This window comes from Novosphingobium sp. EMRT-2 (assembly GCF_005145025.1).
In the GTDB taxonomy this organism is placed as follows: domain Bacteria; phylum Pseudomonadota; class Alphaproteobacteria; order Sphingomonadales; family Sphingomonadaceae; genus Novosphingobium.
This window is the reverse complement of the sequence record NZ_CP039697.1, coordinates 279,410-298,104: the sequence shown is the minus strand read 5'-3', so window position 1 is coordinate 298,104 and position 18,695 is coordinate 279,410. Positions and strand designations below refer to the sequence as shown.

16 protein-coding genes and 1 pseudogene are annotated in these 18,695 nt (G+C 66.0%); 7 read left to right on the top strand and 10 right to left on the bottom strand.

Features of this window, described 5'->3' with window-relative positions; genetic code table 11:
• Window positions 1-66 precede the first annotated feature (66 nt).
• The gene (locus FA702_RS19460; RefSeq protein WP_136957760.1) at window positions 67-1,401 is read left to right on the top strand and encodes an MFS transporter; all 1,335 of its coding nucleotides are present in this window, start codon (window positions 67-69) and stop codon (window positions 1,399-1,401) included.
• A 30-nt stretch (window positions 1,402-1,431) separates the two neighbouring features.
• Here FA702_RS19460 and FA702_RS19455 read toward each other — a convergent pair whose 3' ends face one another.
• From FA702_RS19455 to FA702_RS19440, 4 genes are all read right to left on the bottom strand, one after another.
• Window positions 1,432-2,673, bottom strand: a complete 1,242-nt coding sequence (locus tag FA702_RS19455) for an MFS transporter (protein ID WP_124808578.1) — start codon at window positions 2,671-2,673, stop codon at window positions 1,432-1,434.
• Between the two features lie 88 nt (window positions 2,674-2,761).
• A complete protein-coding gene (locus tag FA702_RS19450; protein WP_124808579.1) occupies window positions 2,762-3,769 on the bottom strand; it encodes a LacI family DNA-binding transcriptional regulator in 1,008 nt (335 codons plus the stop codon).
• A gap of 311 nt (window positions 3,770-4,080) precedes the next feature.
• On the bottom strand, window positions 4,081-6,411 hold the full coding sequence (locus FA702_RS19445; protein WP_136957759.1) for a bifunctional diguanylate cyclase/phosphodiesterase: 2,331 nt from the start codon (window positions 6,409-6,411) through the stop codon (window positions 4,081-4,083).
• A 4-nt stretch (window positions 6,412-6,415) separates the two neighbouring features.
• The gene (locus FA702_RS19440) at window positions 6,416-7,024 is read right to left on the bottom strand and encodes a carboxypeptidase regulatory-like domain-containing protein (RefSeq protein ID WP_136957758.1); all 609 of its coding nucleotides are present in this window, start codon (window positions 7,022-7,024) and stop codon (window positions 6,416-6,418) included.
• A gap of 94 nt (window positions 7,025-7,118) precedes the next feature.
• On the opposite strand from FA702_RS19440, the gene FA702_RS19435 reads away from it, so the two are divergent.
• Window positions 7,119-8,003 (top strand): DUF3034 family protein, encoded by an 885-nt coding sequence (locus FA702_RS19435; RefSeq protein ID WP_136957757.1) that lies wholly within the window; start codon window positions 7,119-7,121, stop codon window positions 8,001-8,003.
• 11 nt (window positions 8,004-8,014) lie between these two features.
• Window positions 8,015-8,578, top strand: a complete 564-nt coding sequence (locus FA702_RS19430) for a group 1 truncated hemoglobin (protein WP_136957756.1) — start codon at window positions 8,015-8,017, stop codon at window positions 8,576-8,578.
• An 82-nt stretch (window positions 8,579-8,660) separates the two neighbouring features.
• On the opposite strand, the gene FA702_RS19425 is transcribed toward FA702_RS19430, so the two are convergent.
• The gene (locus FA702_RS19425; RefSeq protein WP_124808582.1) at window positions 8,661-9,449 is read right to left on the bottom strand and encodes an SDR family oxidoreductase; all 789 of its coding nucleotides are present in this window, start codon (window positions 9,447-9,449) and stop codon (window positions 8,661-8,663) included.
• Window positions 9,446-9,775 carry a nuclear transport factor 2 family protein gene (locus tag FA702_RS19420; RefSeq protein ID WP_168196152.1) on the bottom strand — a complete coding sequence of 110 codons (330 nt, stop codon included), beginning with the start codon at window positions 9,773-9,775 and terminating at the stop codon, window positions 9,446-9,448. The genes FA702_RS19425 and FA702_RS19420 overlap by 4 nt, the downstream gene beginning before the upstream one ends.
• Window positions 9,776-9,871: 96 nt before the next feature.
• Between FA702_RS19420 and FA702_RS19415 the strand changes: the two genes are divergently transcribed.
• Window positions 9,872-10,783 (top strand): LysR family transcriptional regulator, encoded by a 912-nt coding sequence (locus FA702_RS19415; protein ID WP_136957755.1) that lies wholly within the window; start codon window positions 9,872-9,874, stop codon window positions 10,781-10,783.
• Window positions 10,784-10,917: 134 nt separating this feature from the next.
• Window positions 10,918-11,097: pseudogene (locus FA702_RS23345) on the top strand (aldo/keto reductase); the annotation flags it as partial.
• Between the two features lie 128 nt (window positions 11,098-11,225).
• On the opposite strand, the gene FA702_RS19405 reads toward FA702_RS23345, so the two are convergent.
• Both FA702_RS19405 and FA702_RS19400 read right to left on the bottom strand, forming a co-directional pair.
• Complete coding sequence (locus tag FA702_RS19405; RefSeq protein ID WP_136957754.1) at window positions 11,226-12,338, bottom strand: class II histone deacetylase; 1,113 nt, start codon at window positions 12,336-12,338, stop codon at window positions 11,226-11,228.
• Window positions 12,335-14,059: an amidohydrolase gene (locus FA702_RS19400; RefSeq protein ID WP_255504900.1), complete on the bottom strand. Its 1,725-nt coding sequence runs from the start codon at window positions 14,057-14,059 to the stop codon at window positions 12,335-12,337. Before FA702_RS19400 ends, FA702_RS19405 begins: the two co-directional genes overlap by 4 nt.
• A gap of 168 nt (window positions 14,060-14,227) precedes the next feature.
• Between FA702_RS19400 and FA702_RS19395 the strand changes: the two genes are divergently transcribed.
• Both FA702_RS19395 and FA702_RS19390 read left to right on the top strand, forming a co-directional pair.
• A complete protein-coding gene (locus tag FA702_RS19395; protein ID WP_168196151.1) occupies window positions 14,228-15,238 on the top strand; it encodes an AraC family transcriptional regulator in 1,011 nt (336 codons plus the stop codon).
• Between the two features lie 207 nt (window positions 15,239-15,445).
• Window positions 15,446-15,895, top strand: a complete 450-nt coding sequence (locus FA702_RS19390) for a hypothetical protein (RefSeq protein ID WP_136957752.1) — start codon at window positions 15,446-15,448, stop codon at window positions 15,893-15,895.
• Window positions 15,896-16,067: 172 nt separating this feature from the next.
• Here the strand turns inward: FA702_RS19390 and FA702_RS19385 are convergent, their stop codons facing one another.
• Together FA702_RS19385 and FA702_RS19380 are read right to left on the bottom strand one after the other, a co-directional pair.
• A complete protein-coding gene (locus FA702_RS19385) occupies window positions 16,068-16,733 on the bottom strand; it encodes an HD domain-containing protein (RefSeq protein ID WP_168196150.1) in 666 nt (221 codons plus the stop codon).
• 4 nt (window positions 16,734-16,737) lie between these two features.
• The gene (locus tag FA702_RS19380; RefSeq protein WP_136957750.1) at window positions 16,738-18,693 is read right to left on the bottom strand and encodes a pyrroloquinoline quinone-dependent dehydrogenase; all 1,956 of its coding nucleotides are present in this window, start codon (window positions 18,691-18,693) and stop codon (window positions 16,738-16,740) included.
• Window positions 18,694-18,695 lie beyond the last annotated feature (2 nt).

Sequence of the window (18,695 nt, the reverse complement as noted above, 5' to 3'; positions counted from 1 at the left end):
TCTCCCTGATAACGTTGTCATAAGACCGGCGGGGAGTGGCGTGTCAATCCATTGCGAGAGGATTCCATGACCGAACAGCCCGCGCCCCCTTCGCCCGCCCCGCCTGTCCCGGAGCGCTATCGGCGTTACGCCCTGTGCGTCCTGCTCGTGATCTATATCCTCAACTTCCTTGATCGGCAGATCGTCTCGATCCTGGCGGAGCCGATCAAGCACGATCTCCATCTCGCCGACTGGCAACTGGGGGTGATGAACGGGCTGGCGTTCGCGCTGTTTTATACGGTGCTGGGCATCCCGATCGCGCGGCTGGCGGAAACCGGCAACCGCCCGCGCATCATCGCGGCGGCGGCCGGGGTGTGGAGCCTGTTCACCATGGCCTGCGGTTTTGCGCAGAATTTCGTCCAGCTCGTGTTGTGCCGGGTTGGCGTGGGCGTGGGGGAGGCGGGCTGCACGCCGCCGGCCCATTCGCTGATCACCGATTACACTCCGCGCGAAAGGCGCGCTTCCGCGCTTGCGTTCTATGCGCTGGGCACGCCGCTGGGCGGTCTGTTCGGCATGGCGCTGGGCGGGATGGTGGCCGACGCGCACGGCTGGCGCGCGGCGTTCCTGCTGGCGGGCGTGCCGGGCCTGCTGATGGCGCTGGTGGCGCGTTTCACGTTGCTGGAGCCGCGCAGCCGGCTACGCGGCGACATGATCGCAACGGCGGTGACGCGCATTCCCTTCCGCGAGGCCATGGCCGAGATCAGGGGGAAGCGGACGTTCTGGCTGATCGCCTTCGCCGGCGCGATCAAGGCCTTCATCGGCTATGGCGCGGCGACGTTTCTGGCGCCGTTCTTCTTCCGCAACCACGCCGCCGAGCTGATCCCGCTTGCCGATGGCTTTGGCCTGGGGTTGACCGGCTTTCTGGGGGTGACGCTGGGGATCGTGCTGGGCCTCACCGGTGCGGCTGGAACATGGCTGGGTGGCTTCCTGGCAGACCGCTACGGTGCGCGCGACTTGCGCGCCTATGTGGCGATTCCGGCGGTCTCCACGCTGCTGGGTATTCCTTTCTATATCATCGGGCTGCTCACGGAATCGGCGGTGTTCGCCCTCGTCATGTTCGCGTTCCCGCCCGTGCTGAACACGCTGTGGTATGGTCCGAGCTATGCCGCCGTGCAGGGTCTGGTCCAGCCGCAGACACGGGCGACGGCCGCTGCCGTGCTGCTGTTCCTCGTCAACCTGATCGGGCTGGGCCTGGGGCCGCTGGGCGTCGGCGCGGTGAGCGATCTGATCGGCAATACGTTCGGGCTTGGGCCAGCGGAAGGCGTGCGCTGGTCGCTGCTCATCTTCGTGCTGTTCGGCGCGGTGGCGTCGGCGCTGTTCTGGATGGCGCGCGGCTCGATCCGCGAAGAGATGGTAAGCTGAGCCAACCCCTGCCTTGCCGTGCGCGCGGCGTCAGTGGGCAAGGACGGGGGACGCGCCCTCCTGTTCGCCGCCGATCGCGGTAAAGCGCGGCAGCAGCAGGTGGATGACGCCCAGCGCCGCCAGATAGGTGACGGCGCAGATCAGCAGCATCGGCAGATAGCCATGCCCCGCATCGAGCGACCAGCCGGTGAACTCGATCATCGCCATGCCCGAAAGGTTTCCGGCAAACGCTCCGATGCCGATCGCCGAGCCGACCACGCGCGCGGGAAACACATCGGTCGTGAGGCCGAACAGGCTCGTGGAAAAGCCCTGGTGGGCGAACAGCGCGACGCCGACGATGAATGCGGCAAGCCACGGGCTCTGCGCATGGATAAGCAGCGGCACGGGCAGCACCATCACGGCGTAGATCAGCATCGTGACCTTGCGCGCCGCGTTGACGCTCCAGCCGCGCCCCATCAGTGCGGCCGGCAGGAACCCGGCAGTGATGCCGCCGACAGCGGCCATGGCATAGACCAGCGCCACGGGCAGCCCCAGCGCGCTCTGGTCCAGCCCGAACACGCGGTGGAACAGGTCGGGCAGGAAGAACAGCAGGAACCACCAGACCTGATCGGTCAGCGCCTTGCCAAGGATGATGGCCCACTGGCGGCGGTCGGTGAGCAGCGCGCTCCACGCCATCGTCGGCGCTTCGGCATCGGATTGCGGCTGTTCGGGCAGGCGCACCGCCAGCCAGACCACGACCCACACCAGACCCAGGCCGCCGGCGATCAGGAAGGTCGCCTTCCAGCCCATCATCAGCGCCATCAGCGGGATGAGCAGCGGCGTGAGGATCGCGCCGACGTTGGGCGCGATCCCCCCAAGCCCCAGCGCGATCGAACGTTCGCGCGGCTCGAAATAGGTGGCCGCCGTCTTTACCGCGGCCGGCGTGCCGATCGATTCCGCCACGCCCAGCACGGCGCGTACGCCCACGAACCCGCCGACGGAGGAGACAAAGGCATGGGCCATGCCGGCCAGGCTCCACACGCCGACGCCCAGCGCGAAACCGGGTCGCAGCCCGACCTTGTCGATGAACCAGCCGGTGCCGAGAAAGGCGATCGCGGCAGCGAACTGGAAAGCCGAGGCCATGTGGCTGTAATCGCGGTCCGACCAGTGGAACTCTGCCTGGAGCGTGGGCTTCAGCAGCGCGAGAATCTGGCGGTCGACGTAATTGAGCACGATGGCGACAAAAACGAGTCCCACGACAAGCCATCGGCGTCGATCGCTGACCTGCGACATCCTGCATTCTCCCCAACGTCACTCTTTATCGCGTATAGGATAACGTTGTCATACGCAGAAAGACAAGGATAATCGTCCCCGGAAGCAATTACCCTTCGCCGGGCGCTGAGGTCGATCCGCGCACGATGAGTTCGTGCGCCAGGAGCCGGCGCTCGATCCGGTCGGCGGCGCCGATCAGGAGGTCCGCCGCCGCATAGCCGAGAGCTTGGACGGGCTGGCGGATGGTGGTGAGCGGCGGCCAGACGACTTGCGCCAGATCGTTGTCGTCGAAGCCCGCCACGGAAAGATCGCGCGGCACGGCGATGCCCTTGCGGTGCGCGGCGGCAAGCACGCCGGCCGCGATCTCGTCGCTGCTGGCGAAGATTGCGGTGGGCGGATGGTCCATTGCGAGCAGCGCTTCCGCCGCTTCCACGCCCGACTGGAAGTCAAACCGGCCAGGAGAAACCAGCGCCGCGTCATAGCCAAGGCCGGCGCGCAGCAGCGCCTGCCGGTAACCGGTCAAGCGCTGGGTGCTGGCGGCATACCCCGCGTGGCCGCTGACGAAGCCGATGCGGCGATGACCGAGCGAAATGAGGTACGAGGTCATGTCATCGGCGGCCTGCACGTTATCGATGCTGGCCGCGGAGGTGGCGGTCAGGTCCGTGCCGGGCTGCACGCGCACGATCGGGATGCGCCGCCTTTCGAGTTCCGCGAGGACCTCCACGGAATCGCTTACCGGCGGTGTCACGATGATGCCGTCCAGCTGCACCTGATCGACCAGTGCGCCGATATCGCCCAGCAGGCCCGGCGCGGCGATGTCGCAAGGCTGCACGATCATGCGATAGCCGGATTCGCGGCAGCGCTGCCCGACCCCTGCCTGCATGTTGTAGATGTAGAACGGACTGGGATTGTCGTGGATCAGGCCGATCTGGAACGACCGGTGCCCGGCCAGCGTGCGCGCCGCCAGATTGGGATGATAGTTGAGCTGCGCGACGGCTTCCTCGACGCGGATGCGCGTTTCCTCGCTGACGTAGCGTTCCTTGTTGAGAACGCGGGAAACCGTCTTGATCGAGACACGGGCGGCTTTGGAGACATCCTTGATGGTGACGCGGCTCATGCGTGTGCGGCGCTTCTCTTGTGCTTGCATCCCCCGGCCCCGAACGTCGCAACCGGATCGGATCGTTGTCGGGAAGCTCCGTCTGGCACAGATGCGCGCCCGCTGGCAATGCCGACGCCTTGCGCAGGTTCTCGTCAGAGAAGTTGTGCCCCGACCCAGCGGATCGTTCGGGCGGGCGCCGTTATGAGCACCACCATCGCGGGTAACAACGCGGACTTTGCCTTAGCCAGGAGCGTATCGATGGCTTGCGCCGGGTCACGAATGATCACGAGATCGCAACGCATTGCCCACTCGTGCCCCCGGCGGCGCGGTTACCCCGCGCGGCCGGCCGATACGGCCCATCGCTGGCCGCCATTCAACCGCTGAACCAGACCGGCCACCTCGCCGGAAGGGACTGGCCGGCTCACCAGATAGCCCTGGATAAGATCGCAGCCTTCATGGCGCAGGGCTTCCATCGTCGATTCCAGCTCCACCCCTTCCGCAAGCGTTTCTATGCCAAGCGCGGCGGCGAGCGTGGTGATCGCGCGGATGATGGCGGCGGCGCTGGCGTCGCTGCCAAGATCCCGCACGAAGCTCTGGTCGATCTTGAGCTTGTCGAAGGGGAAGCTGCGCAAGTAGCTCAGCGAGGAATAGCCGGTGCCGAAATCATCGAGCGCGATGCGTACGCCCAGCCCGCGCAGACTGTGGAGCGTGGCGAGCGTGCGCTCGACGTTGCCGATAAAGATGCTTTCGGTGATTTCGAGTTCGAGCCGGCCGGGGGGAAGCCCCGCGGCGGCGAGGGCCTGCACGATCGTCTGCGCGAGGACGGGGCTGGCGAACTGGCGCGGCGAGATGTTGACCGCGACCGAGAGGTTTTCGGGCCAGGCGGCGGCGCGCGCGCAGGCATCGCGGATGACCCATTCGCCGATGGGCACGATGAGGCCGGTTTCCTCGGCAAGCGGGATGAATTCCATCGGGCTGACGAGTCCGCGTTGCGGGTGGTTCCAGCGGATCAGCGCTTCGAAGCCTTTCAGACGCTGTTCGGCCATCGAATAGAGCGGCTGGAAGTGCAGTTCGAAGCCACCTTCGCGCACGGCGCGGCGCAGATCGAGTTCAAGCTGGCGGCGACGGCGCGCTTCCTCGTCGAGCGCGGCTTCGAAGAAGTGATAGGTGCCCTTTCCTTCGCTCTTTGCGCGGTATAGCGCCAGATCGGCGTTTTTGAGAAGTTCGTCGCTACTGGCGCCATCGGATGGGCCGACCGCGACGCCGAAGCTGGCGCTCAGCTGAACAGCGCGGCCGTTGATCTCGATCTCATCGTTGAGCGCGGCATGGATCGTGCGGGCTAGCGAGGCAGGGTCGGCATTTTCGGCAAGACCGGTGACGAGAAGGCCGAACTCGTCGCCGCCGAAGCGGGCGATCATCTGATCGGGGAATCGTTCCTGCAGACGCTGACCGGCCTGGCGCAGCAGGGCATCGCCCGCCGGATGGCCGAGCGTATCGTTGATGATCTTGAAATTGTCGAGATCGACGAAGACGACCATTGAGCGGCTGGCTGGCGTCTGGCGCGCCACGGCACGGTCGAGTTTTTCGATGAAGAATCGCCGGTTGGGCAGGCTGGTCAGCCCATCGTGCAGCGCGCTGTGGATGATCTGGCGTTCGCGCTCCTCGATCGCATCGACCATCGCGTTGAAGCTCTGGGCAAGGTCGGCGACTTCCGCGTCGCCGGTCACGGGAACCTTGGCGACGGTGCCACCGGCATAGCGCTGGGCGGCTTCGGCAAGCTGGCTGAGCGGTCGGCTGATGCTGCGGGCGATGCGCAGGGCGAGCCACAGGCCGGCGAGTGTCCCCGCCAGCGCGATCGCCACGAGCACGGCGTTGAGCGCGCGGTACGCCTGCATCGCCTGCGCGAGCGAATGGCTGAGGATGAGGCGCGGTTCGATCCCGCGCTGAAGGCTGGGGAGCGCCGAGAGGCGGACGAACTGCTGGCCTCGCGGCGATGGCAATTCGCCGATCATGCCCAGGCCGAGCGCGCGCTGTGCCGGATCGAGCGTGCTGGCGGGCGCGACCGAAGCCTTGATCGGAACGGCCGATAGGCGGCCCAGCGCATCGAGATCGCGCGTGCCAAGCGGCTGGGCTAGGATCAGCCAGCCGGCGAGATCGGGAATCTCGATCGGGGCGGCAACGGCCAGACCAAGATGGCCGTTGAGAGCGATCACGCCGCTGGAGCGCCCCGCATCGAGCGCGGGAAGCAGAGCCTTGCCATCTATTGCGGGAGCGCCGGGGCTCGCCACCACGGTGCCATCGGGCATGACGACCGCGGCGACTTCGGCCCCGCTGCGTTCGCCGAGGCTGGCAAGTGCGGAGCCCAAGGTGGCTTGGTCATGGAGGGCGAAGGCCTCGCGGAAGCCGAAGTCGCGCGCAACGACCATCGCGGCATCGCGCAGCTGCCCCGCGCGGCCGGCGATCAGCTGCTCGAACACGCGGGCATTCGCGGCCATATCCCGCTCTGCGACCGCGTGGGCGAAAAGGCTGACGCCGCTGCCGGCCACGCCGACGGTGACCGCCATCACCCCGGCGAGCAGCGCCATGAACAGCGTGGCGATGCGCGCGCGCAGGGTGCGCGGACGGAGCGCGGCAAGGTGGCGGAGCAGCGGGTGCGGCACGGGTTCAGCGCAGTTCTATCGTGAGCCGCGCGGGCGCGCCGGGCGAGACGGCGATGGTCTGAACCGTCTCGTTGCCGTTGCCGCGCAGGCGCGGATGCCACACGGTAACGCGGTAGGTGCCGCGCGGCAGTCCTTCGATCTGGCCACGCCCGTTGAGATCGGTAGCGGCAGCATAAGGCGTGCTGGTGACGCGGATGTAGCCCCGCATCTTGTCGTGGATGTTGCAGCCCAACGCCACAGTGCCGGTGATCGGGAAGCGCTGGCTGCGCGTCTGGTCGCGGCCATAGAGATCGATCTGGAAGCGCGCGGGCCTGGAAAAGCTGTAGATGCTGTGGCGCACGGTATCGAGATTGGGGAAGGCGACGGTGGCCCCCTGCGGCACGATCAGCGTGCCGGGAACGAAGTTCAGGTTGCGCTGCGCCATGGCGCTGCGCCAGGGGAAAGCGAGCGGACGGGTGCTGCCTGCGGGGGGCGGCACTTCGATCACCGCGCCTTCGACGGGGAGGCCGCGCTGGTCGAACACCTGGACCACGGCGGACTGCGGGCCGGTTGCCGACACCCCGATCAGGCACACGAGTACGAGGGGCAACCGAGTCACGAAGCGCGTTATCATGGGTATTTCTTCGCAGGGTTTTCCTAAGAACTGGTCAATCATCGGGCGCGCAGCCTTTACCATTCCGCAAGCCGGGCGTGGTTATGGAGCGCCGATGCGAAAGAGCTGTCTTCCCGCCCTTGCCTGCGCTGCCGGCCTGTTTGCCTTCAGCGCGCCGGCGGCGGCGCGCGATCTCGTCAGTTTTGACAGCGGCAAGCTGATCCTGACCAACGGCGTGACCACGATCGAGGGCAGCGGCGGCGGCGGCCTTGCCACCTGGGCCACGATTTCGGGCATGGGGACGGACCGTGCCGTGGGCGTTTCGGCGCATGTCACCGGGGTGGAATTGCCCGATTTCCGGCTCGACACGCACGGGATCGCGATCGGCATCCGCGACCGGGTGGAGCTTGCCTATGCCCGGCAGAACTTCAACACCCGCGATGTCGGCGCGGCATTGGGGCTGGGCCGGGGCTTCCAGTTCAACCAGGACATTTTCTCGGCCAAAGTCCGGTTGGCCGGCGATCTTGTCTATGGTCCCGGCTGGCTGCCTCAAGTCAGCGTCGGCGTGGAGCACAAGCGCAGCCTCGATGCGGGAATTGTCCGCGCTGTGGGGGCCAGGGCGTCCGCCGGCACCGATTTTACCGTGAGCGCGACCAAGTTGATCCTGGGCGCGAGCGTGCTCGCCAATGCCACCGTGCGGCTGACCAACGCCAACCAGTTCGGCCTGCTCGGCTTCGGCGGCGACAAGCACGCGGGACGCAGCGTGCAGTTCGAGGGCTCGCTCGGCTGGCTGGTGACCTCGCGCCTTGCCGTGGGCGCCGAATGGCGCACGCGACCCGACAACCTTGGCATCGCGCGCGAGGATGATGCCAAGGACGTGTTCGCAGCCTGGGCGGTGACCCGCCATGTAACGCTGACCGCAGCCTACGTCGACGTGGGTTCGGTGGCGACAAGGGGCGGCCAGCGTGGCGGGCTGCTTTCGCTGCAGCTCGCGTATTGAGAGGGTTTGCCATGCCGTTTCTTTTCCCCCTGTTGCTGGCCGCTGCGCCGCTGGCCGAACCGCCTCAGGAAGCCTTGCCGCCGGCACAAACCGAAGCGCCGGTCGACTGGGACAAGGAATTCGGCGTCGTGCGCAAGCAGCGTGATCCCGTGACGGGGGAGCTTCCGGTCGATCCCTACCCGCAGAGCGATGCCAACGCCGGGGCGAAGCCATTTTCCGGCGAAGGCATGGCGCGGGCCTTTGGCGGGCAGGACGGCATCCGCCGCATCACCGCGCGTTTCGTCGAACTCAACGTGGCCGATCCCCGGATCAAGGCGATCTTCGCCGAGCACGACCTCGTGCGGCTGCAGCGCACGCTGTTCGAACAGTTCTGCTATCTCCTGAACGCGGGGTGCCCTTATTCGGGCCGCGACATGAAGACCGCGCACAAGGGGCTGGGGACGACGCGCGCCGATCTCAACGCGCTGGTCGAAAACCTGCAACGCGCAATGCGCGAAGCGCATGTTTCCTTCGTCGCGCAGAACCGGTTGCTCGCCAAGCTGGCGCCGATGGACCGCGATGTGACCGAGCGTTGAATGCAGCCAGGAGGCCAGGGTCGGACATCAGCCGTATTGAAGGCGGCGAACTCCCCTGAGCGAGACGAGTGCCAGCCGGCCCTTAAACGGTGCGGATCGTTCCGCCGTCTATGACGAACTCGGCGCCATGGATTGCGGCGGCACGGTCTGAAGCGAGATAGGCGATGAGGTCGGCCACCTCTTCGGGCGCGGCTCCCCGCCCGATCGAGATGCCACCCAGGGCATCGAGCACGGACTGACGCGCATCCTCGATCGTGCCGCCACTGGCGGCCCGCAGTGTTTCGAGAAAGTCGTCAGCGCCCTCCGTCATGATCCAGCCGGGCGAGACGGAGTTGACCCTCACGCCCTTGGGGCCGAGCTCCTTCGAGATCGACTTGCTGTAAGTTCTCAACGCAGCTTTGGCGGCAGCATAGCCTGTCGTGGATTCGGGCAGCGGTAGGACGGACTGGATCGAGGTGACGTGCACCACAACGCCGCCGTGCCGCTCCAGCATCTGCGGGATCAGCAGGCGATCGAGCCGGACCGTCGCCAGCAGGTTGAGATTCAGCTCGGCGAGCCAGTGGTCGTCGGTCAGCGCGGCGAAGCCACCCGCTGGCGAAGCCGAGCCACCGATGACATGGGCGAGAATGTCGATGCCACCCAGCCGCTCGAGCGCCGCCTTGGCGAAGGCTTCGCCGCCCTCCGCGGTCGTCAGGTCGGCCTGCACATATTCGACGCCTTCTATGGAATCCGTGATCGAGCGGGCGGCGGTGACCACACGGGCTCCGCCGGCCAGAAAGCGTTCGACGGTGGCGCGGCCCAAGCCTTTGGTGCCACCGCTGACGAGAACGCGCTTGCCGGCGAACTCGGTGGGATCGGTCTTGATGTTCATACCGTGGTCTCCAGCGTCCTGATGGCGCCGCGCTCCAGCGTGAAGCGGTAGGTGAAGCGGAGCGGGCTGCCCGGGAAGTCACCATGGGCGGGGCCTTCGACGACCACGTCGCCGCCGTCTTCCCGAACGGTATCGGGCGTGAAGATTGCCTTCACCGGCATCACTTCTTCCTCGAACAGCTGGCGGATCGCGGCCTCGCCCTCGAAGTGCTTACCGTTATCGAAAAACACGGCGTTGCTGAGGAAGGGCTTCAACATGCCATCGATGTCGAGACGGGCGTTTGCCTCGACATAGGCGGCGATCGGCTTGGGTAGGTCCATTGACATGTTGATCTCCTCGATAGTGACGAGGCCCATTTAGCGATGGGCTTTTCGCCTGATAATCGAGACAAATTGGCATGAAGTATCACGAAAATCGGATCAATGACTCGCCATTCGCTGATTGAGCTCGAGGCTGTCCTGGCCATCGTTCGGTGCGGCTCGTTTCGAGCGGCAGCGCTCGATCTTGGCATGTCGACCACGGCCATCAGCAACGCGGTGGGCAAGCTCGAGCGGGAGCTTGCCGTGCGATTGTTCAATCGCACCACGCGCAGCGTCTCGCTCACCTATGCGGGCCGGATATTCGTCGCTCAGATCAAGCCTGCGCTGGAGGAGATCCAGAAAGCGATGAATACGGTGCGCGCCCAGCAGGAGACGCCGTCCGGCACCTTGCGCATCAATGCCTTCGCGACGGCCGCGCGTGAAATCATGGCGCCGCTGGTCCTCAGCTATCTGCAGCGCTATCCGCAGGTTCATATCGACCTTGTCACCGAGGGCCGGCTTGTCGATGTCGTTGCGGCAGGCTTCGATATGGGCGTGCGCAGCGCGGATCTGGTGCCCAGCGACGCGATCGCAATACCGCTGGGTCAAATGAGACGCATGGCGGTGGCCGCATCTCCCGCCTTTTTCGAAAGCAGGGTTATTCCCCGGGCGCCGCAGGAGTTGCTCGCTTATCCCTGTCTTCGCGTGCGGCTTCCCAATGGCGCCTTGTTCCGATGGCGGTTTGAAAAGGACGGCGAAGAATTGCAGCTCGATGTCGAGGGCCCGATCACCCTCGACGAGGCCTCCCTGGCCCGGATCGCGGCAACCAACGGCACCGGGATCGGCTATTTCATGGAAGCCGATATACGCGACGACATTGTAGCGGGGCGGCTCGTGCGCATTCTCGAAGACTGGACACCGCCGCTTGTGCCGCTGTGCCTCTATTATTCCAATCGACGCAATTCCTCTGCGGCCTTCCAGGCCTTTATCGCGCTCGCGCGCGACTTCGCGGCGGGAAGGCTCGAACAATCTTGAGCCTGCGGATAAGCGGCCGCGCCGGCAGCGAGAATGTCGACGAAGCAGTCTTCCACCGTCACCTCGATACGGACCCGGGGATGCGTCTTCAGGAAAGGCGGCACAATCGCCGGAGAGAGCCTTGCGAAAGACGCGTGCCAGCTTCGGTCAGTGCGATGCTGCAGGTGGCCCTGACGTGGCTGCTGGCGCGATCACCGAACCTGCTGCTGATCCCAGGGACGTCCAGCACCGCGCATTTAGCGGAGAACTGCGGGGCGGCGGAACTCACCCTGACCAGCTGCGCTGGACGCTTCGGCCGGTTGATCCGAACCGCGTGCGCGGACGGAAGCGTGCAAGGATCGGGGAACGATCCATTCCGCAACCGTCCTTGTACAGTGCGCCCTCGGCGGGCGAGGGCGGGCGGTCCTTCCGCTCCGCTACGAGGGAGCGGCGGCGGGAAAGGTCAGAAACCCAGTTGCCCGCGCATTTCGTCGATCAGCACCTTGTGGAACGCGATCATGCGTTCGTCGGGCTGCTGGGCCTGGAAGAAATCCAGCTCCGGGTCGGTCACGGCGCTGCGTTCGCCAGCCAGTGCCTCGAGAATGGCGAGGCCGCAGAACGGCACGTAGGCTTCGGCATAGCCGCCTTCGTGAATGACCGCGAGGCGCCCGCCGCACAGTTCGTCGGCCAGCGCGACGATACGCGCCGTCATGTCACGGAAGCTGTCGCTGTGCAGCAACTGGCGCGCCAGCGGATCGACCGCGTTGGCGTCCAGCCCGCTGGCGACGACGATCATATCGGGCGCGTAATCGCGCAGTGCCGGGATCACCACCTGCTCCAGCGCGTAGAGATAGGTCTCGTGCCCGCTGCCCGCCGGCAGGGGTACGTTGAGGTTGAAGCCGGTGCCCTTCCCTTCGCCACGCTCCTCGAAACCCGAATAGCCCGGGGGGAAGCAGCGGTCCTGGTGGATCGAGATCGTCAGCACATCGTCGCGATCGTAGAAGATCGATTGCGTGCCGTTGCCGTGATGGACGTCCCAGTCGAGCACGGCGACCTTGCCAAGGCCGTGCCGCGCTTTCGCCGTTTCGATGGCGATCGGTATGTTGGCGAGCAGGCAGAAGCCCATCGGCTGATCGGCCAGGCAGTGATGCCCGGCGGGCCGGCACAGCGCATAGGCATTGCGCGCGCGGCCGGTCAGCACCGCGTCGAGCGCGTCGATGGCGAGGCCCGCCGACAGCGTGGCGATTTCATAGCCGCCTTTCGAGAACGGGGCGAACAGGCCCAGTTCCCCGCCGCCCGCATCGCTCAGCTGCTTGAAAGCATCGACATAGCTTGCGGGATGGACGCGCAGCAGGTCGTCGCGCGTGGCGGACGGTGCGCTGGCCACGGTCAGCTTCGTGTCGAAGCCGGCTGCGCGGACAAGGTTGACCAGCCGCCGCTTCGATCCCGGCGTATCCGCGCCATAGCTGCCCGAGGGCGGCTCCACCCAGTCGCCGATGGGGAGGAACAGCGCCTGCACGCCGGTGCTGTGCCAGAACGTGCGTTCGTCTGTCAGGAACAGGGGGGGAGTGGTCACGGCTTGGGATTCCCTTCGCTGGACCAGACGAGTTCGCCCGCGATGTAGGTGCGGATTACCCGGGTCTGGTGGATCGTGCCGACCGGCGCGGTCAGCGGATTACGGTCGACGATGATCACGTCGGCCAGTTTGCCGACCTCGATCGTGCCGCCACGATCGAGCCGGCCCATTTCGGCGGCGGCGTTGCGCGTCATCAGCGCCAGCGCCTGCTCGCGGGTGATGCGCTGCCCTTCGTTGATCGGTGCGCCGGTGGCGCCCGGCACCTGCCGGGTGACCAGCGTTTCCAGCGCCAGCCATGGATTGACCGAGGGCACCACCGGCCAGTCCGACCCGGTCACGACGTTGGCGCCGCTTTCGATCACGTCGCGCGCCGGCCACAACCGCTTCATCCGTTCAGGCCCGACCGCGGCGGCGATATCGACCGAAGTGATCGGCGTCGGCCACCAGATGTAGGGCGAAAGCTCCCAGGTGAAGTGCAGTTCGCGCCCGCGCGGCACGTCGGCGGGATCGATGAAGGTGTTGTGCCCGACCTCGTGGTGTTGTCCGCCCCAGCCGTTGGCCTTGCGCGCGGCGGCGATGGCGTCGGCGGCTTCGCGCACCGCGCCATCGCCGGCGGCATGGAACTTCACGAGCAGGCCCTGCCGGTCGAAGTCGGTGACAGCGGCGTTGAGCTTGTCGGGCGGCACCATCATCAGGCCGTTTTCGCCACCCGTACCATCCGAACCATGTTCCCCGTGGCGGGGTTCGTAGGGTTGCAGCATCACCGCCGTGCGGCCTTCCAGCGGCACGCCATCGAGGAACATCTTCACGCAATCGAGCTGGAAGCGGCCCTTCGAATAGTCCTGCCGCGCGGCGACAAGGCCTTCGCTGCCGCCCGAGTTCGGCCCCCACACCGCACAGCCGCGCGCATATTGCCGCAGGCCGCCGGTGGCGGCGAAGCGGGCATAGGCCTCGGCCCCGTCGCGCCGGATCGCGGCATCGGTGAAGCCGATGATGCCATAGGACAGCATCTCATCGGTGGCGGCCTTGATCGCTGCGACCTGCTGGTCGATCGGAACGGGCGGCAGCACGGCCAGAAGGTTGCGCGCGGCCGCTTCGCGCAGGACGCCGGTCGGTTCGCCCTTCGCGTCGCGATCGATCACGCCGCCGGTGGGATTGGCCGTTGCGCGCGTGATGCTGCCCAGTTGCAGCGCGCGGGAATTGACCCAGACGCTGTGCAGGCTTTCGTCATCCAGCATGACCGGGTTGTCGGGCGCGGCCCTGTCCAGCAGTTGCCGCGTCTGTTCGCCGGGTTTCAGCGCCGCCGCGACCCAGCTTCCGCCCGTGATCCATGCGCCCGGCGTTGCCTTGGCGGCGCAGGCCTTGACCGTGGCGAAGATGACCGGCGCACCCGCGCCTTGCGGAATCTTGCACGCGAGCTTGGCCTGCCCCGCCGGATAGACGTGGACGTGCATGTCGTAGAGGCCGGGCATCAGCGTGCGGCCCTGCAAGTCGACGGTGGTGGCGCCGGCATGGGGCAGCTTGAGCACATCGGCGCTGGAGCCGACCGCGACGATCGCACCATCGCGCACGGCGATCGCCTCGGCGGTGCCTTGCGGCGTCAGGACCGTGCCATTCACGAACAGGAGACTGGCGTTGCCTTCGGCGGCCTTGGCGGTTGTTGGCGCCACGCTGGCCAGCGCCATGGCCAGAAGGGGTAGGGAGCGGGATCGGCTTGTCATCCGGGATTCCTTTCGACGCGCAGGAGACTGCGCCGCCCGACCGCTGTCTTTGCATCATCGGCCAAGTTTGCAGGCGCGCCGATTTGGCAATATCGGCCAAACAGCGCATGCCCCTGTCCTCCGGGGCGATGCTATGGAATGATCCCGCCGAAGGGAGGCAACCATGGCATGAGCAAGCCGACGATTTCGATTCAGGTGCTGCGCCACGTCGCCAACTGCCTTGTCCTTACCGGATGCAGCCCCGAACCGCTGCTCGCGATGTACAACCTGCGCCGCGATGACCTTGACGATCCCAAGGGCGTCATCGCGCTGGAGGACTTCCTCTCCTTCTTCGAGATCGCGGCGATCCGGGCCAACAACCCGCATTTCGGGCTCTATGCCGGGCGGCTGGCGGGATCGGACAGTCTTGGCCCGCTGGGCTTCCTGTTCCTCAGCGCGCCCACGCTGCGCGCGGCATTCCGGGGTTTCACCTCTTTGCTGGAAACGATGCAGCAGGCCGCGCGCAACGGCTTTGTCGAGGAAGACGGCATTGCCACGTTCGAATACGTCATCACCGACCAGACCTTGCAGAAGCGGCGGCAGGACGCGGAATTTTCCGTCGCCGCGATGCACACCTTCGCGCGCAACTATGTGGGGTCCGATTTCGAACTGGTGGAAGTGCGCTTCGAACACGCGCGCGATGGCGATTATCGCGCCTATCGCGATTTCTTCCGGTGCGATGTCTATTTCGACCAGGACACCAATTCGTTCTCGTTCGAGGACCGCTTTCTCGACAAGCGCGGAGGGGTGCTGGATGCGGCGCTGTTCCCGATCATCGAGGAACATCTGCGCCGCCGCGCCGCCGATACGGAGAACGCGCTATGCCCTTCGGGCTATCTGATGCGCCTGCTGGAAACCAGCCCGCTGGATACCACGCCCACGCTGGAGGAGGCGGCCGAGACGCTGGGCATCTCGGTCGCCACGCTGAACCGCCGGCTGCGTTCGGAAGGGGTGAGCTGGCGGCAGATCGTGCAGGACCGGCGTATGAACGCCGCCGCGCGCCTGCTGCGCCAGAGCCAGCGCGGCGTGGCCGAAATCGCGCTGGCCGTCGGCTATTCCGAAAGCGCCAGCTTCGTGCGCAGTTTCAACCGCTATTTCGGCACCACGCCAAAGCGCTATCGCGAAAGCGATGTTGCATAGGGCACGTGGACAAATCCTGCTCAGGAGGGCCGACAGCTATCGGGAATCGCCGGCAAGGGACGGAACGGCAACGGGGTTAGGGGGAGCGAACAGTCCAGTTTTAGTTGTCGCGTCGCGGAATGCGGACGTTCATGCAACTGCATTTGCGCGATTTTGCCCGCATCGTTCTATATTGTGAATACTCACAGGCTTGCTAATGTGAGCCTTATGTACCAATTCAAGTTCAAGTTTCTGTCTACGCTCAAAGCTGCGTTATTCATTGCGATGCTGGTTTTGGTTCTATTCCTGATCTGGCTCAGCGATGGAAGGGTGCTCGACATCCGGATTGCGGCTTCAAATCGCAGCCTAACCTTGCTCGCCATCTCCGTCGTCAGTTGGGCGATTCTGTTGGTCTTTGCGGTGAGGCTCACAATCGGTCGCTGGAAAAGCTGGATCAATCTGAAACGGGCCATTCTGATGGGAGCAATCGCCGGTCCCGCTATGCAAGTTGTTTTCGACTTGCTGCCGTTCGCAACGCCCAAATGGGTAGGCGCTCTTTTTGTAGGGGCAGTCGCCCTCGCGGCAGCCTACATCGCCAATCGAATTATTCCTCTCGCGGGTACAACGCAGCCAACATTTACCAGCGACGGTTTTCAGACGGGGGGCGCAAGCGACTAATTTTCCGCAAAGTCAGCGGGCCTTGAACGCCATTTTGAATGGCGGAAAATGGCAGGTGTCGTCCCAGCGCGGCACCGGAACGACATGTATTTGTCGTTTTCGGAAAGGCCTACCCCACGGAAAATTCTCGGATAGCTGCCGTTCCGGCCAGGCCGGAATTTGTCCATACCGCCTAAAGCTGCTTCATCCCATCGCTTTCCGCGCCGAGCGTTTCCAGAAATGATTTGAGCCAGGCTTCGCGCCCCGGTAGCGCCCGCTTGGCGGCGGGGCCGACCACGCCTGCCGGAACCGCCGCGAGAAAGGTGCGCAGTTGCCCGACGGTGGCCGCTCCATCGGGCTGTCCGCCGTTCGCATCGACCAGCGAAACAAGCCGATAGATGCCAATCGCGCCGAGCCAGTCGAGTGCATCGGCATCGTGCAGATAGACGGCTTCGGGCGCGACCGGCTTGCGGTCGAACATGTGCGTGCGGGTGGCTTCCAGCACCGCCGGTATCTTCGCCTCCGGAAAGCCCGCATCGCGTAGCACGGCGGGCAGGAGCTCGACCGCGCGATCGGCATGGTCCTTCTTGGCGTCTTCCCATGGTGCGAAGGCTGCAATATCGTGCAGCATGGCTGCAGCATAAAGCACATCGTCATCGACCGTGGCATGGTCCTCGGCCGCCAGCGCCGATGCCAGCGCATAGTCGCGCCGCGAATGGGCGAAGCCCCACGCGGTGTGCTTGAAATGGGTGGCGGCGAAGGTTTCGACTTTGGCGCGCCACGCGGGCGGGCCGGCGTTGGCCGCCAGTGGCATGCACGCCACCGCAAGCGCGATCAGGGCAGGAACGATACGGGGCATCGGATCAATCCTTTCGAGGCAGGGCATAGGCGATTAGCGCATCGCCCAGCGGTGTGCCAAATCCGCCATGGCCGCCGGCGGCGACGACCACGTACTGCCGGCCGTCGGTGTGGCGGAACGTCATCGGCGTGGCGGTGGCCGGGGCCGGAACCCGCGCGCTCCACACCTCGCGCCCGGTCTGGATGTCATAGGCGCGGAAACGGCTGTCGAGGCTGGCGCCGATGAAGATCAGGCCGCCGCGCGTCACGATCGGGCCACCCTGGTTGGGCGCGCCCCACGAGGCGGGGGAGGAAAGGCCGGACGAGAAGCGGATGCGGCCGAACGGGATCTGCCAGCGCGCCTGCCCGGTCTTCATGTCGATCGCGGTCAACTGGCCCCACGGCGGCGGATTGCACGGCGCGCCAAGCGGGGAGAGCAGCACCTCGCGCAGCATCACATAGGGCGAACCGCGCATTTCATAGACCGACACGCCCGGGCGCTTGTCACGCTTTTCATCATATTCGGCGCGCGGCTTGAGGATGACCGACGACACGAGGTTCGAGGAATTGACCACCGCCAGCCCGGTGTTGGGATCATAGGCGATCCCGCCCCAGTTGGTGCCGCCAAGGAAGCTCGGGTGCAGCAGCGAGCCCTTGATGCTTGGCGGGGTGAAGATGCCTTCGTTGCGGAACGCCGCCAGCTTGGCCTTGCAGCGCCATGTGTCGAACCCGATCGCCCCCCAGGCCTGATCGGCGGTTAGCGTCTGCGAGGTGACGGGGCGCGGAAGCACGGGCATGGGTTGCGTCGGCGAAGCCAGTTCGCCGGGCATGTCGCTTTTGGGCACGGGCATTTCGCGCACCGGGAACAGCGGCTTGCCGGTCTGGCGATCGAGCACGAACACGTTGCCGGTCTTGGTGCCCTGGATCACGGCATCGACCGGGCGGCCATCGTGCTCGATGGTGGCCAGCGTGGGCATGGCGGGCAGATCGTAGTCCCACAGATCGTGATGGATCGTCTGATAGGACCACACCCGCCGGCCGGTCTGCGTATCCAGCACGACGACGGCGTTCGCGTCCGGTATCGCGTTGATGCGGTTGATGCCCAGCGTGTCCCAGCTGGCGCTGCCGGTGGGCAGGAACACCCAGCCGCGCTGCGCGTCGATGGAAATCGGCGCCCAGGTGTTGGCCGCGCCGGTCCTGTCCGACAGTTCGGGCGGGATCGGGTTCCAGCTCCACAGCTCGCGCCCCGTGACGACGTCGAACGCGCGGACGATACCGTCGAGCGAGTTGCGGAACTTGTTGTCGGTGACCGAAGCGCCGACGATCACCACGTTGCGATAGATTGCGGGGGGCGAGGTGTTGGCGAGCGGCCCTTCGCCCTTGTAGTCCAGCGCGGCGAGGTTGATGCGCCCGCCCTGGCCGAAGCCGGGGCACAGGCGGCCCCGGTCGGCGTCGATCGCCAGGAGCATGCCCGTCTGCCCGGCCAGCAGCACGCGCTTGCCGCATTCGGCGGCGCGGGCCTGCGGGGCCGGCGCTTCCCAGTAGGCGACGCCCCGGCAGTAGTTCTCGGCATACATGTTGCCGCTGCGCGGCTTCTTCGGATCGAACGACCAGACCTGCCGCCCGCTTGCCGGATCGAGCGAGGCGACCCGCCCAAACGGCGTGCAGATATAGAGATGCCCGTTGGCATAGACCGGCGTCAGTTCGCTGACGGTGGCGTCGGTATCGTTCGTGCCGGACGAGATTTCGCCGGTGTGATACGTCCAGGCCACTTGCAGCGAGCCGACATTGGCGCGGTTGATCTGGTCGAGCGCGGAATACTTGGTGCCCGAGGATTGACCGCCATAGCTCGGCCAGCCGGTCGCGTCGCGCTCCACCGCCGCGATTGCGGCACCGGATTGTGCTGGTGGCTGGTCGGGCGCGCGCCCGCAACCGGCGATCGCCAGCACGCCAAGGGTGAGTGCGATCGCCAGCCGGCGCATCG